Genomic DNA, 13,853 nt, shown 5'->3' on the forward strand with positions numbered 1-13,853 from the left:
GACCCCTTGAAGACGACGAGGTAGATAGGTTGGGGGTGGAAGTGCAGTAATGCATGGAGCTGACCAATACTAATCGGTCGAGGGCTTATCCTAAAGATAAAACGCAAGGAAGTTTCGGATCCAGTTTCCAGGGTGTAACACCTTGGAATTATGTTTGATATTTAAATTCACTTTGTTGATAATTTGAATATCTTGTAGAATACTACTAAGCGAGTCCGTTTATTTGGAGAGATACCCAAGTGGCTATAAGGGGACCCTCTGCTAAGGGGTTAGACTGCGTAAGTGGTGCGAGGGTTCGAATCCCTCTCTCTCCGCCATTTAGGACAAGCTAGTAAATTATTATGTTATGGCGGTGTAGCTCAGCTGGCTAGAGCGTACGGTTCATACCCGTGAGGTCGGGGGTTCGATCCCCTCCGCCGCTACCATACATACCCAGGAGGCTTAGCTCAGCTGGGAGAGCATCTGCCTTACAAGCAGAGGGTCGGGGGTTCGATCCCCTCAGCCTCCACCATTGTGCCGGTGTAGCTCAACTGGTAGAGCAACTGACTTGTAATCAGTAGGTTGGGGGTTCAAGTCCTCTCGCCGGCACCATTTTTTTGAAAAATATAGGGAACTGTGGTGTAGAGGCCTAACATGCCTGCCTGTCACGCAGGAGATCGCGGGTTCGAATCCCGTCAGTTCCGCCATTTTTCAATTTAGTATTTTGACGTACTAAAGTGGGAAGGGGTATCCCTCCGCACTTTATTTTTTTGTTAATGGATATGGCTCGGTAGCTCAGTCGGTAGAGCAGAGGACTGAAAATCCTCGTGTCGGCGGTTCGATTCCGTCCCGAGCCACCTTTATATGGAGGATTAGCGAAGTGGCCAAACGCATCAGACTGTAAATCTGCTCCCTTACGGGTTCGGTGGTTCGAATCCATCATCCTCCACCAGTTTTATGAGCCATTAGCTCAGTTGGTAGAGCACCTGACTTTTAATCAGGGTGTCGAAGGTTCGAGTCCTTCATGGCTCATCAGAAGTCATCAACTTATAGTTGATGGCTTTTTTGTATTGTTTTTAGTTATGTTTTTATATGGCTTTTTATTTTAAGGTATCGACAGGTTATAATGAGTTCATTATGTTCGCTTAGTGTTATCTATATTCTAAAAAAAGTGAAGTGGTGATCGCGTGACTTTGGATACAGAATGGATTCAGCAACAGCTTCAGAATATAATTCAAGCGCCTTTTACCATAGTACCTTGGTGCCCAGAAATGATGGCAGAAGGAGAAACAGCCGATTCAGTTATGCCGGATAGATCGTTTGTCAGTGACAATAAATTATATTTTCCGTTTCGTGCATCGGCAGGTGTACTGGCTGCTTTTGCGGTAGAGGCCAGATATTTGACGGATCGAGAACGGAAGTTGATCGAAGCGCTGCTCGGGAACATGGAACAAGTCTGGCAGAATGGTCCACAATTGTCGATCACCCCGGCTTATAGCAAGGAAGAGCGGATGAATCGTTTTGGACAATGGCTCATACAGCAGGCTGCCAACCTAAACAGTGAAGAAGAGGTTCCTGCTGAGCTGGAGCTTTGTGATTCACTATCAGCGTGTATGGTGCCGTTTTTGCTAAATGGCGAGGGAACTCAGGATGGAGCTATTACGTATACCCAGCTTCATCGATTGTTAGCGAGCTATTTTGGAGGAGATGTGCTGCTTACTCCATTAGATGAACAATCTTGGCTGATTCTGGCTAAAAAAGAGCTTTTATTAGGATCAGACGATGAACGGGATAAAGATCCTGAGTCCAGGGATGCAGACTTTGTGGAACCGCTGGAGGAGGTTCTTACGGCTTTTAGCTTGGGGTTATATGAGCTTATCGCGAATGAATGGGTCGGTGTATTTCATTTGGCGATTTCTAAGCCCTCCATCCCTTTGCAAAGTCTTCCCAACGAGTTGAATTTATTATGGGAGACGATCCATCTTGGTAAAATTTTTCATGTAACAGAGCACATCCACCTTTCATGGGAGCTGCATTTGGAGAGACTGTTAAATCGCATTCCCAAGGAACAACGTGAGCTATTTTTGGAGCAGGTAATGAAGTCATCTGTCATACTGGAAGACTCCGAAACGATGGCTACTTTGGATATCTTTTTTCAACTCGATTGTAATGTGAGTGAGACAGCTAAGCGTCTATATGTTCACCGAAATACGTTGATTTACCGTTTGGACAAGATTAAACAGGAGACCGGATTGGACGTGCGGACGTTTAATGATGCGGTTTTAATCAAACTATATCTGTTATTGTACAAAGTGACAAAAAGGAAATAGCATTTTTGTGCAGTTTGCGAATAGCCATGCTTTGGGGACTAGGGTAAGATACAAGTAGAAAATGTATTCGATTTCAAAACTTGACCTTGGGGAGGCAAAAGCTATGGCTGGCGTACGTTTAGAGCATATTTTCAAGAAATATCCGGGTGCAGAAAAAGCTACGGTTGTTGATGTCAATTTGGACATTCAAGATAAAGAATTTCTCGTATTGGTTGGTCCTTCCGGTTGTGGGAAGTCCACTACGCTTCGTATGATCGCTGGTCTGGAGGAAATTTCAGACGGTAAATTGTACATTGGTGATCGTGTTGTGAACGATGTGGCTCCAAAAGACCGCGATATCGCGATGGTATTCCAATCCTATGCCTTGTATCCGCACATGAATGTATACCAAAACATGGCTTTTGGTTTGAAGCTCCGCAAAGTTAAAAAGGAAGAAATTGATAAACGCGTACGTGAAGCGGCTAAAATCCTCGATATTGAACATCTGCTGGATCGCAAGCCGAAAGCGTTATCAGGTGGTCAACGTCAGCGTGTTGCCTTGGGACGTGCGATTGTGCGTGACCCACAAGTCTTCTTGATGGATGAGCCGCTGTCCAACTTGGATGCTAAGCTGCGTGGTCAGATGCGTGCGGAAATCACGAAGCTGGCTAAGCGTTTGGAAACGACCGTTATCTATGTAACACATGATCAGGTTGAGGCCATGACGATGGGTGACCGGATTGTAGTTATGAAGGATGGTATCATTCAACAAGCTGCATCTCCGGATGAACTGTACAACCGCCCGGTGAATCTGTTCGTAGCTGGTTTTATCGGATCTCCTACGATGAACTTTATCTCAGGTAAGCTGGTTGAAAAAGAAGGTGCATTACATTTCACAGCACCAGGCCTGGATCTGTTTGTACCTGAAGGTAAGGGACAGATTTTGAAAGCGAAAGGCTACACAGGCAAAGAAGTGATCCTGGGTATCCGTCCTGAGGATATTCATGAAGAGCCTGTATTCTTGGAGGCTTCTCCAAATACGATCTTTACATCCACTGTGGATGTAACAGAAAACCTCGGTCATGAAATGCTGTTGTACCTCAGCGGTGCCGGAAATGACACGATTATTGCTCGTGTAGACGGAAGATCCAATACTCGTGATGGTGTAAAAGCGAAATTGGCTGTTGATATGAACAAAGTTCATATTTTTGATAAGGAATCGGAATTGAGCATTCTGGTTGGCGAATAAGATCAGCCTCTGGAAGAGAGTCGCAGTTTTCCCAAGCGGAGAACTGCGACTCTTTTGTATATCGAATACAGCTACTTGCTTCGGCATTGCATTCAATGGAAAATTCCGATACGATGAGTGTACAATGGTGCAGGTCTGGTTTCAGATCAGCGTCATTGGAGGAATCATAAGGTCATCCGACTGTCAAAAAGGGGTAGCCTGGAATCCTATTGTTAAATCAAGTGAAGTGTGGGCTCGCGTAGGATAGACTACGTGGGGTTGTATGGTTAATAGAATAATGCTACATAAATCAAATGGCGTATAGAATCCGGCTTTGCAGATGAAGGGGAGAATACAATGGCTAAACAGGTAAAGGTATCCGAGCTTGTACAGCAGTTTCAAATGGAGGTTATTTCCGGTGAAAAGGGTCTGCGCAGACTGATCACCGTGGACGATTTGAATCGCCCAGGCCTGGAGATGGCCGGGTATTTTGAATATCATACACAGGAGCGGGTACAGCTTTTGGGAAGGTCTGAGTTGGCTTTTCTGGGGATGCTGCCTCCTGAGGAGCGACGGGATCGGATGGAGCGTTTGTGTACAGAGCTGACTCCATGTATTATTGTCACACGTGGTCTTGAGGTGCCGACTGAGTTAGTGGAGGCAAGTACTGAGCGAGATATTCCTGTATTGCGAACCAATATGGCGACGACCATTTTATCGAGCCGTATCACAGGTTTTCTGGAAAGAAAGCTGGCACCTACGGCAACTATTCATGGCGTGTTATGTGACGTGTATGGTGTGGGAATGCTGATCACAGGCAGTAGTGGAATTGGTAAGAGTGAAACAGCACTGGAGCTCGTTAAACGTGGGCATCGCTTGGTAGCAGATGACGCGGTAGAAATTCGGCAGACGTCCGACTTTCAGCTGCATGGAACAGCACCTGAACTAATCCGTCACCTGCTTGAAATTCGTGGTGTAGGTATTATTAATGTGATGACACTGTTTGGTGCTGGCGCAGTTCGTAATAATAAGCGTATTACATTGGTTGTCCGTCTGGAGGCATGGCAACAGGACAAGCAGTATGACCGTCTCGGACTCGATGAAGAAACCACACGCATTATTGATACAGATGTTCCGCTCGTTACAATTCCAGTTCGTCCGGGCCGAAATCTGGCTGTTATCATCGAGGTGGCAGCCATGAACTATCGCTTGAAACAAATGGGCGTTAATGCAGCTCTGCAATTTACCAATAAGCTGACGGCTACGATATCCGAAGATATGGAAGAGATGGATTGAGCTTCGTTCGGTTGTAAGGAAGAACAAGGAGTGAGAGAAACATATGTTAACGGCAACATTACTGCTGAATCCGATCGCTTTTTCAATCGGGGCAATTAAGGTCCATTGGTATGGGCTTATTTTGGGGCTGGCGGCGCTTGTGGGTTTATATCTCGCCATCCGTGAAGGGAAAAGATTCGGTATTCCGCAGGAATTTTTTATGGATATGCTGCTTCTGGGTGTTCCATCGGCCATTATTGGAGCGCGTATTTATTATGTAGCCTTCAAATGGGAAGACTATCGGGATAATCTATGGGATGTCTTTAAAATTTGGAATGGCGGTATCGCGATCTATGGTGCCTTGATTGGCGCTATTATATGTGCGGTTATTTATTTCCGCTATAAAGGGTATAACTTCTGGCGTATCGCTGATATTTGTGCGCCGGGTCTATTGATTGGTCAAGCGATTGGACGCTGGGGTAATTTTGTCAATCAAGAGGCTTACGGTGGACCAACGGAAGAGACTTTTTTGCGGAATCAACTGCATTTGCCGGATTTTATCGTGAATCAGATGAATGTTAATGGAGTATTCCACCATCCTACGTTCCTGTACGAATCGCTGTGGAGTATCGTAGGTGTGATTTTACTGCTTGTGATTCGCCGGATGAAATTTGTACGTGCGGGTGAATTGTTTGCATTTTACTTCATTTGGTACTCAATCGGTCGTTTTTTCATTGAACGAGTGCGGACAGATAGCTTAGCTTTCCAGGGACCGGATTGGTTGGCTTCCTTTGTGAATGCTCTGTGGTCCCCAATGGTGTGGCTAGGGTTTGAACCAGGATACTTGGACCCGAGTTACGGCAACGTACGGATTTCACAGTTGCTTGCTATTTTCATCATTGTAGCTGCCGTGATTTTCATCTTGGTTCGTCGTCGGAAGGGCTCGGCCGTTGCAAGATATAGCGATCCGATTGTCTCTAGCAAGACGGGGATTGATCAGGTACCTGATGTGACACCAGAGCAGGTGTCCCGTCCTGGGCAGGATGCGGTTTCTTCAACAGCTGCGGTGGATAAACTATCTAAGGAAGACACGGACGAGGATAAGAAGGAGCATCTATGATAAATACGATTTTGTTTGATTTAGACGGTACCATTATGGATACGAATGAGCTGATTATCAGCACATTTCTACACATTTTGAAACATCCAGATGCTGATCCGCTGACGCGGGAGCATATTATTCCTCATATGGGAGGAACGCTGGACGATCAGCTCCGTACTTTCACGGGATTAACGGATGTATCTGAGCTGGTTAAAGACTACCGTGCCTATAATCAAATTCATCATGATCAAATGGTGAAGCCATTTCCACATGTCACTGAGGTTATTCAGGAGCTACGTACACGAGGAATCAAGCTAGGGGTTGTGACAACCAAGATACGACCATCCACGATGCGTGTACTTAACCTGTTTGATCTGACTTCGTCAATGGATTACATTGTGACGGTAGACGACGTGGAACATCCGAAGCCTCACGCAGAGCCAGTGCTCAAGGCCTTGGCAGGTCTGAATGCTAAAGCCGAACATACGTTGATGGTTGGAGATAGCTCCTTTGATATTTTGTCAGCTCAGGCGGCAGGTGTGAAATCTGCTGGGGTAGCCTGGTCGCTCAAGGGTGAAGAAACTCTGCGCGGGTATGGGCCAGACTATATGCTATATGATATGAGGGATCTGCTGAAGCTGGAGCTGCAAGGTGTCAATGTATCGTGAGAAAGGTGAACCGCTATCCTGTAGAAGGTCCCAATGCGTTGTGGCAAATTTATCGGACGGTGAGCCCTTGGAAAGGCATTAAGAACTTCATTTTTATACAGATTGCCCGGTATTGTCCTGTGCTTTCTTTGAAAAATGCTATTTACCGCAGAATATTGAGGATGAAGGTGGGGAAACATGCTGCCTTTGGCCTGATGGTGATGGTAGATGTTTTTTTTCCGGAGCATATTACGATTGGCAACAATTCGGTTATTGGATATAACACAACCATACTGGCTCATGAATACCTTATACAGGAGTATCGCATCGGTAAGGTGGTAATCGGGGATCATGTGCTGATCGGCGCGAATACAACCATTTTGCCGGGGGTTACCATCGGTGATAGAGCTATAGTTGCGGCCGGAGCGGTCGTGCATAAAGACGTGCCAGCAGGTGCGTTTGTGGGCGGTAATCCGTTGCGTGATTTAAGACGCTCTGGTGTGAATGAGTAGTAAAATAGTACCTTAAGAAAGGCCCCTTATATATTAAGGGGTCTTTCTTGTGCTGTTTTTCTGTATAATAGGTGGGGTAATACACGTTGTTGTGTTTAACAATTGATCATAGATATATTTGCAAGGCGATATGGGAGCGTGTTGATTTGATCCAAAAAGAACGTATACCAGAGCTTGATATTTATCGGGGAATACTGATTGCGGCCGTCGTTACTATTCATGCAACTTCAATGGCATTGATTGATGCGCGTCATTCTTTATTGTTTTATCCCTTTTTATTTTTAAATGTGTTTAGCAGCTTTGCGGTACCTGTATTTATCTTTGTGAGCGGTTTTGTTTTATTTTACAATTATGTCGATCGGCCGCTTCGTGGAAAGAGTATGCTTTTGTTTTTTCGAAAAAGACTAATGTTTATTGTGTTACCCTACATTTTATTTTCTCTTATCTACTATTTGACCTTGGTGGCACGTGGGTTGATGCCGTTTGGTGATCTTCCATTGGTGCTGTTAACGGGAAAGGCGTATACGCATCTGTATTATGTCATCATCATCATCCAATTTTATTTGGTCTTTCCACTGTTGTTGTGGGGAGTGCAGCGTTTGCGTCAATGGGTATCGAGTCCACGGAGAGCAGCAGTTATCGTCTTGGCAGTTGGGTTGGTCATTCAATGGGGGTTTGTACTGCTGAACAAATACGTTTGGCAAGAGGAGAGAGGAAGCCTTGCGATTACGTATTTCAGTTACTTTACCTTGGGAGCCGCTGTAGCGATTGGATATGAAGGGTTTAAAAAGTGGCTTTTTCCAAGTCCAGGCACGGTAATGGGTCGCGGTCGATTGATCAGCTGGTGGGTCTTGTGGGTGGCCTGGTTATTACTAGGGATCGTGTATGTACAAATATGGTTTGTAGCATACCGTAAAGCCATTTATGCGGATTCGCTGGTCTATGAACTGCTACATAATGCATATGCTCTCGTATCTGCATTGGTGCTGTTTCAGTTATCGGTTTTATTATATCGTCACTCCAGTGATAGGTTGCGAATGTTAATCAGTTGGCTGGGAGCATGTTCTTTTGGTATTTATTTACTTCATCCGGCGTTATTACGGGTGTATCGCAAACTCGATTTGCATGGTACACCGATAGAATATGTCTTTTCTGTTGCTGGCGGATGGTTGTTGGCGTTGCTTGGATCATGGCTGATTGTGACATTGTTTTTTCGATATGTACCATTTTCATGGATCGGTTTGGGGACGATTCCGAAGTTTCCGTTTCAGAGTAAAGATGAGCAGGTAAATTGTTAACTGTTTTGATTTGGACTGTTGGCTTAAGGCTGACAGTCTTTTTTTTAGGATTCATGTATTTTGCATTGGATAAAATATGGAGAGGGGCAGCGACTTGCCTAATCTGTAAAAATGGGCTGCTTCGTTTGGTTGACGTTCCTAAGTAGGGCATGATAATATATCGAATATACTTTAGTTTGTTAGCACTTTACCATGATAAAGATACTGTGAAATCATGAGGTGAAAGAGATGTCTAAGCCAAAAGGATTCGAGATTCCTATAGGGGTTCGGGATTATCTCCCACGAGCAGTGTCGAAGCTGCGGGCCATTGAACTGAATGTACTCGCATGCATGGAGCGTTGGGGCTACCGCCAGATTATGACGCCTACGATGGAATACTACGATACAGTGGGAGTGGCTAGTTCTACTTCTGATCGGAAGCTGTTTAAATTGCTCAACAATCGGGGAACTACGTTGGTACTTCGTTCTGATATGACCGCTCCAATTGCACGGGTGGTATCTTCGTTGCTTAAGGATGAGGAGGTCCCTCTTCGTCTCTCCTATCACGCCAATGTATTTCGAGCGATTGAGGAAGAGGCAGGAAGAGAAGCGGAGTTTTTCCAAACAGGCGTGGAGCTGGTAGGCGATGACTCCCCTGAGGCTGATGCAGAGGTTGTTGCATTGGCCATTGCATCATTGCAGGCAGCAGGTGTTACCTCTTTTAAAATTGCCATGGGACATGTGGGCTTCCTGAACGGATTATTTGAAGAGATCATTCCAGGTCGCCAGGCTGAACAGCAGGCGCTAAAAGAACTGCTGCTCAGTCGTGATGTAGTGGGCTATCGAACAGAAATTGAGGCTTTGGGTTTGGCCTCTGAGCATCGGGATAAGTTGGAGGCCATCCTTCGGCTGCGTGGCGGGAAGGAAATTTGCGAGCAGGCTACCCGCCTTAGTGTGGATCAGAAGACGCTTCAATCCATTGCACATTTGTGCGAGGTGTGGGAAGTGCTGGAGGCGTACGGCGTATCTGAACATGTGCTAGTTGATCTTACCATGATCGGGGATTTTTCATATTATACAGGAATGACTTTTGAGGGCTATGCATCCGAAATTGGGTTCCCAGTTTGCAACGGAGGTCGTTATGACAATCTACTTCAGCAGTTTGGGCGATCTGTCCCGGCAACGGGATTCGCATTGAAGACGAACCGAATCGTCGATGGTGTGGATGGTATCGCAATTGAAACGAAGCGCCCTGTACTTATTCGTTATGACGAGCAGGGACGACAGGAGGCATTATCTGCAGCGGCACAGCTGCGTGCAGAGGGTTTTACTGTGGTGACAGGACTCACAGGAGGGCCGGAAGATCGACGTCATGAGCAGCAGGATCTGTACGCAGAGGTATACAGCTATACAGCCGCAGGAAGACAGCCAGTACAAAGGAGGGAATTGCCATGACGGAAACATTGAAGGTAGCCATGCCGAAGGGACGGATTTATAAGCAGGCTTCCGAGTTGTTTCGCCGGGCAGGAGTTCCCATTCCACTGGATGTGGACGAAACGCGCAAGCTGGTTATTCCACTGCCTGAGCTGGGGATGGAATTTATTATGGCAAAGCCCGTCGATGTTCCTACGTATGTAGAGTACGGTGCAGCTGACATCGGTATTGTGGGTAAGGATGTTTTGCTGGAAGAAAACAAAGATGTATATGAGCTGCTGGATCTGGGGATTGCCCGTTGCCGCATGTCGGTGATTGCTTTACCCGATTGGCAACCAGGTATTCGTCAGCGGGTCGCTACCAAATATCCGAATGTGGCTTCCCAGTATTTTCGCGAGCAGGGTCAGCAGGTGGAGGTCATTAAGCTGAATGGCTCCATCGAGCTGGCGCCGTTAATTGGTCTGGCAGATCGCATTGTAGATATGGTGGAGACGGGACAGACTTTGCGGGAGAACGGATTGGTTGAGCAGATCAGCATACTGGATATTACCAGTCGTCTGATTGCCAACCGGGTCAGTTACCGGATGAAAAATAGTTCGATTCAGGCGTTGTGTGATCGATTGCATCGGGTGATTCCAACGGAGGTAGTACCGAAGGATTAAAGGAACGGAGCAACGGTTAAAGAGCATTCTGCAAGCAAGCTGCAGGTAAGGGGGAATGAGCAAATGAAGATCATAGCAGCCCGTGATTTCAGTCTCCAACGAGAGGTGGATTACGGCACACCTGAGCAAAATGAGGCTGTACGTACCATTATTCAATCGGTACGCCAAGAGGGGGATAAGGCTGTCCTGCGGTATACGGAAACGTTTGATGGTGTATCGCTGACAGCCGAGCAGCTTCGTGTGACAGATGAAGAATTGAAGTCGGCTTATGATAAAGTAGAGCCTTCATTTATACAGGCGATTCGAGAAGCAGCCGACCATATACGTGCTTTTCATATCAAGCAAAAGCGTAACTCTTGGATGGATTTGCAGCCAGACGGTAGCTTGCTCGGTCAAATCATCCGACCGTTGAAACGTGTAGGCGTGTATGTTCCGGGTGGTAAAGCTGCCTATCCTTCCTCGGTATTAATGAATGTTATTCCAGCTCAAGTGGCTGGAGTACCGGAGATTGTTATGGTGACACCCCCGGCGACAGGTGGCAAGGCAGGGATCGACCCCTATACACTGGTAGCTGCGGCAGAGGCTGGTGTAACGGAAATATACAGAGTTGGCGGAGCGCAGGCTATTGCCTCTCTTGCATATGGGACACATACTATTGAACCGGTCGATAAAATTTGCGGTCCCGGCAACATCTATGTAGCGTTGGCGAAGCGAGAGGTATACGGAGCAGTGGATATCGACAGTATTGCGGGACCGAGCGAAATTGTCGTATTGGCTGACGACACGGCGAACCCCTCTTATGTCGCAGCTGATCTACTTTCACAGGCGGAACATGACGAAATGGCCTCGGCCATTCTAGTTACGCCTTCGCAACGTCTGGCCGAAGAAGTATCAGTCGAGGTACAGCGCCAATTGGCGGAGCTGCCGCGCAGAGATATTGCTGCTGCATCGGTGGAGGCATATGGAGCCGTTATTGTCGTAAGCAATTTAGAAGAGGGCATCCGTATAGTCAACCGGCTTGCGCCAGAGCATTTGGAGATCATGACAGAGCAGCCGATGGAGCATATGGGGATGATCGAAAATGCAGGAGCTATTTTTCTCGGGGCGTACAGCTCGGAGCCGGTAGGCGATTATTTTGCCGGACCTAATCATATTATTCCAACGAATGGAACGGCGCGCTTTTCCTCGCCAGTGGATATTGATGATTTTATTAAGAAGTCGAGTATGATCTATTACAGCAAGGAAGCGCTGCTGCGCAACGGAGAGACCATTATGCAACTTGCTCGGCATGAAGGACTGGAAGGGCACGCACGGGCGATACAAGTTCGATTGGACAATGAGAAGAAGGCGGTGGATGGCGATGGGGAACGAAAATAACAAAGCAGAGCGTACAGGCAGTGTTAGTCGGAAAACGAACGAAACAGATATTCAGCTATCATTTGCAGTAGATGGTACAGGGCAAGCAGAGATTGAGACGGATGTTCCTTTTCTGAATCACATGCTGGATTTGTTCACGAAGCACGGACAATTTGATCTGAACGTACAGGCCAGAGGGGATGTGGATATCGACGATCACCATACCGTCGAGGACATTGGGATCTGTCTAGGGCAAACCTTGCTGGAAGCATTGGGTGATAAAAAAGGCATCAAGCGTTATGCCAGCGTCTTTGTACCGATGGATGAGGCACTCGCGCAAGTTGTTATTGATCTGAGCAACCGACCTCACTTTGAGTATCGTGCAGAGTATCCGTCTCAGCAGGTAGGCAGCTTCTCGACAGAGCTGGTGCATGAATTTCTATGGAAATTTGCGTTGGAAGCGCGTATGACGCTACACGTCATTGTGCATTACGGGCAAAATACCCACCATATGATTGAGGCAGTGTTCAAAGCCTTGGGCCGTGCATTGGATGAGGCGACCTCCATTGATCCACGAGTGACAGGAGTGCCTTCAACGAAGGGAGTGCTGTAGTCCATGTCCATTGCCATTGTGGATTACGGTAGAGGGAATCTGCATAGTGTGAGCAAGGCGGTTGAGCGCCTTGGCTATGAGGCTGTAGTGACAGGAGATGCTCAAGTGATTCGTGCCTCCAGCGGTGTGATTTTGCCGGGTGTAGGAGCTTTCGGAGACGCGATGGAGCATCTGCGTTCCAGCGGATTAGATCGGGTTATTCAGGAAGTTGCAGGTGCCGGACAACCGCTGCTCGGTGTTTGTTTGGGAATGCAGCTATTGTTCACTCGTGGTGAAGAATATGGAAGTCACGAAGGGCTTGATATTTTACCAGGCGAGGTCGTTCGGTTTGCTCCTGATCTGGGCGTTAAAGTGCCGCATATGGGCTGGAATCGTCTGCATATCACCCAGCCAGAGCACCCGTTATTGCAGGATTTGGAGGAAGGGCATGTGTATTTTGTGCATTCCTATCATGCAAAGCCGGAGATCGAAAGTGACCTGCTGGCAGTAACCGACTATGGCGGACCTGTAACGGCTATCGTAGGGAGAGGACAGGTATACGGCATGCAGTTTCATCCAGAGAAAAGCGGAGAAATGGGAATGCGTCTACTTCGTCGGTTTTTGGAATTGGCGGAAGCGGAAAAGCGAGCATAGCTGCTTGAGCGTAAGTTGTTGATAAGCCCAATTCTGGGCGTTGTTGGGTGCCAGGATATATAGCTGTTGATTAGCTCATAAGGGGGTCATACTTTGTTCACGATATACCCGGCGATTGATATTCGCGATGGCAAATGTGTACGACTGGTACAAGGAGATTATAACCAGGAGACAATATACAACGAGAACCCGGTGGAAGTAGCACGAGAATGGGAGCGTTTGGGCGGCTCCTACATTCATTTAGTTGATTTGGATGGTGCCAAAGCAGGCCAACCCGTGAACGATGCGCTCATTGGACGGATCGCTTCTGCGGTGCAAGTGCCCGTGCAAGTGGGCGGCGGGTTACGTACGCGCGAGCATGTGGAGCGGCTGTTGTCGCTGGGCGTGAGCCGGGTGATTTTGGGTACGGCAGCTATTGAGAATCGTGCTTTTACGGAAGCGGTATTGGGTACCTACGGTGATCGGATCGCCATCGGTCTGGATGCGCGGAATGGCTATGTGGCCACACGAGGGTGGCTCGAAACCTCGGAGGTCCGAGCAGATGAGTTGGCTGCTGAGCTGGCCTCCAAGGGAGCGGAGACATTTATTTTCACAGATATCTCCCGCGACGGTATGATGCAGGGTCCGAATGTGGAGGCGATCGCAGCTCTTGCCAAAAGCAGTGGCCGAACCGTGATTGCATCCGGTGGTGTCAGCAAGATGGATGATCTAATCACACTGAGCACCTATGCGAACGAAGGCGTAGGTGGTGCTATTGTGGGTAAAGCATTGTATACAGGGAGCATTGATTTACAGGTTGCCGTACAAGCTGTAGCAAAGGCATAGG

At 47.3% G+C, this 13,853-nt stretch carries 13 protein-coding genes, 8 tRNA genes and 1 rRNA gene; all 22 read left to right on the forward strand.

Features of this window, described 5'->3' with window-relative positions:
- Window positions 1–93: ribosomal RNA gene (locus tag FKV70_RS20625) — 23S ribosomal RNA — on the forward strand; the annotation flags it as partial.
- 132 nt (window positions 94–225) lie between these two features.
- Window positions 226–317, forward strand: a tRNA-Ser gene (locus FKV70_RS20630).
- A gap of 31 nt (window positions 318–348) precedes the next feature.
- A tRNA-Met gene (locus FKV70_RS20635) sits at window positions 349–425 on the forward strand.
- 10 nt (window positions 426–435) lie between these two features.
- Window positions 436–511 (forward strand) — tRNA-Val (locus FKV70_RS20640).
- 4 nt (window positions 512–515) lie between these two features.
- Window positions 516–591, forward strand: a tRNA-Thr gene (locus FKV70_RS20645).
- A gap of 18 nt (window positions 592–609) precedes the next feature.
- Window positions 610–686, forward strand: a tRNA-Asp gene (locus FKV70_RS20650).
- 77 nt (window positions 687–763) lie between these two features.
- Window positions 764–836, forward strand: a tRNA-Phe gene (locus FKV70_RS20655).
- Window positions 837–845: 9 nt separating this feature from the next.
- A tRNA-Tyr gene (locus FKV70_RS20660) sits at window positions 846–931 on the forward strand.
- Between the two features lie 7 nt (window positions 932–938).
- Window positions 939–1,011, forward strand: a tRNA-Lys gene (locus FKV70_RS20665).
- A gap of 155 nt (window positions 1,012–1,166) precedes the next feature.
- Window positions 1,167–2,309, forward strand: coding sequence for a PucR family transcriptional regulator (locus FKV70_RS20670; RefSeq protein ID WP_063212496.1), 1,143 nt, complete (start codon window positions 1,167–1,169; stop codon window positions 2,307–2,309).
- Window positions 2,310–2,412: 103 nt separating this feature from the next.
- Window positions 2,413–3,537 carry an ABC transporter ATP-binding protein gene (locus FKV70_RS20675; protein ID WP_063212497.1) on the forward strand — a complete coding sequence of 375 codons (1,125 nt, stop codon included), beginning with the start codon at window positions 2,413–2,415 and terminating at the stop codon, window positions 3,535–3,537.
- 336 nt (window positions 3,538–3,873) lie between these two features.
- Window positions 3,874–4,812 (forward strand): HPr(Ser) kinase/phosphatase, encoded by a 939-nt coding sequence (gene hprK, locus FKV70_RS20680; RefSeq protein WP_063212498.1) that lies wholly within the window; start codon window positions 3,874–3,876, stop codon window positions 4,810–4,812.
- 43 nt (window positions 4,813–4,855) lie between these two features.
- Window positions 4,856–5,911, forward strand: a complete 1,056-nt coding sequence (gene lgt / locus FKV70_RS20685; protein ID WP_142614101.1) for a prolipoprotein diacylglyceryl transferase — start codon at window positions 4,856–4,858, stop codon at window positions 5,909–5,911.
- Window positions 5,908–6,561 carry a pyrophosphatase PpaX gene (gene ppaX / locus FKV70_RS20690; protein ID WP_142614103.1) on the forward strand — a complete coding sequence of 218 codons (654 nt, stop codon included), beginning with the start codon at window positions 5,908–5,910 and terminating at the stop codon, window positions 6,559–6,561. Before lgt ends, ppaX begins: the two co-directional genes overlap by 4 nt.
- Window positions 6,558–7,052 carry an acyltransferase gene (locus FKV70_RS20695; RefSeq protein ID WP_064797366.1) on the forward strand — a complete coding sequence of 165 codons (495 nt, stop codon included), beginning with the start codon at window positions 6,558–6,560 and terminating at the stop codon, window positions 7,050–7,052. The genes ppaX and FKV70_RS20695 overlap by 4 nt, the downstream gene beginning before the upstream one ends.
- A gap of 146 nt (window positions 7,053–7,198) precedes the next feature.
- Entirely contained in the window at window positions 7,199–8,350 is a 1,152-nt protein-coding gene (locus FKV70_RS20700) for an acyltransferase (RefSeq protein ID WP_142614105.1), read from the forward strand.
- Between the two features lie 228 nt (window positions 8,351–8,578).
- On the forward strand, window positions 8,579–9,784 hold the full coding sequence (locus FKV70_RS20705; protein WP_142614107.1) for an ATP phosphoribosyltransferase regulatory subunit: 1,206 nt from the start codon (window positions 8,579–8,581) through the stop codon (window positions 9,782–9,784).
- Window positions 9,781–10,425, forward strand: a complete 645-nt coding sequence (hisG, locus tag FKV70_RS20710) for an ATP phosphoribosyltransferase (protein WP_063212503.1) — start codon at window positions 9,781–9,783, stop codon at window positions 10,423–10,425. Before FKV70_RS20705 ends, hisG begins: the two co-directional genes overlap by 4 nt.
- Window positions 10,426–10,488: 63 nt before the next feature.
- Window positions 10,489–11,802 carry a histidinol dehydrogenase gene (hisD, locus tag FKV70_RS20715; protein WP_063212504.1) on the forward strand — a complete coding sequence of 438 codons (1,314 nt, stop codon included), beginning with the start codon at window positions 10,489–10,491 and terminating at the stop codon, window positions 11,800–11,802.
- Window positions 11,786–12,394 carry an imidazoleglycerol-phosphate dehydratase HisB gene (gene hisB, locus FKV70_RS20720; RefSeq protein ID WP_013368799.1) on the forward strand — a complete coding sequence of 203 codons (609 nt, stop codon included), beginning with the start codon at window positions 11,786–11,788 and terminating at the stop codon, window positions 12,392–12,394. Before hisD ends, hisB begins: the two co-directional genes overlap by 17 nt.
- 3 nt (window positions 12,395–12,397) lie before the next feature.
- Window positions 12,398–13,027, forward strand: coding sequence for an imidazole glycerol phosphate synthase subunit HisH (gene hisH, locus FKV70_RS20725; protein ID WP_142614109.1), 630 nt, complete (start codon window positions 12,398–12,400; stop codon window positions 13,025–13,027).
- A gap of 93 nt (window positions 13,028–13,120) precedes the next feature.
- Complete coding sequence (gene hisA / locus FKV70_RS20730) at window positions 13,121–13,852, forward strand: 1-(5-phosphoribosyl)-5-[(5-phosphoribosylamino)methylideneamino]imidazole-4-carboxamide isomerase (RefSeq protein WP_142614111.1); 732 nt, start codon at window positions 13,121–13,123, stop codon at window positions 13,850–13,852.
- Window position 13,853: the final 1 nt, after the last annotated feature.

Source organism: Paenibacillus ottowii, from assembly GCF_006874425.1.
In the GTDB taxonomy this organism is placed as follows: Bacteria; Bacillota; Bacilli; order Paenibacillales; family Paenibacillaceae; genus Paenibacillus; species Paenibacillus ottowii.

Excerpts from the sequence above, each read along its gene's own strand:
- FKV70_RS20705 (WP_142614107.1), top strand. The coding sequence starts at position 8,579 with ATGTCTAAGCCAAAAGGATTCGAGATTCCTATAGGGGTTCGGGATTAT.
- hprK (WP_063212498.1), top strand. The coding sequence starts at position 3,874 with ATGGCTAAACAGGTAAAGGTATCCGAGCTTGTACAGCAGTTTCAAATG.
- lgt (WP_142614101.1), top strand. The coding sequence starts at position 4,856 with ATGTTAACGGCAACATTACTGCTGAATCCGATCGCTTTTTCAATCGGG.
- FKV70_RS20675 (WP_063212497.1), top strand. The coding sequence starts at position 2,413 with ATGGCTGGCGTACGTTTAGAGCATATTTTCAAGAAATATCCGGGTGCA.
- hisB (WP_013368799.1), top strand. The coding sequence starts at position 11,786 with ATGGGGAACGAAAATAACAAAGCAGAGCGTACAGGCAGTGTTAGTCGG.
- hisG (WP_063212503.1), top strand. The coding sequence starts at position 9,781 with ATGACGGAAACATTGAAGGTAGCCATGCCGAAGGGACGGATTTATAAG.
- ppaX (WP_142614103.1), top strand. The coding sequence starts at position 5,908 with ATGATAAATACGATTTTGTTTGATTTAGACGGTACCATTATGGATACG.
- hisH (WP_142614109.1), top strand. The coding sequence starts at position 12,398 with ATGTCCATTGCCATTGTGGATTACGGTAGAGGGAATCTGCATAGTGTG.
- hisD (WP_063212504.1), top strand. The coding sequence starts at position 10,489 with ATGAAGATCATAGCAGCCCGTGATTTCAGTCTCCAACGAGAGGTGGAT.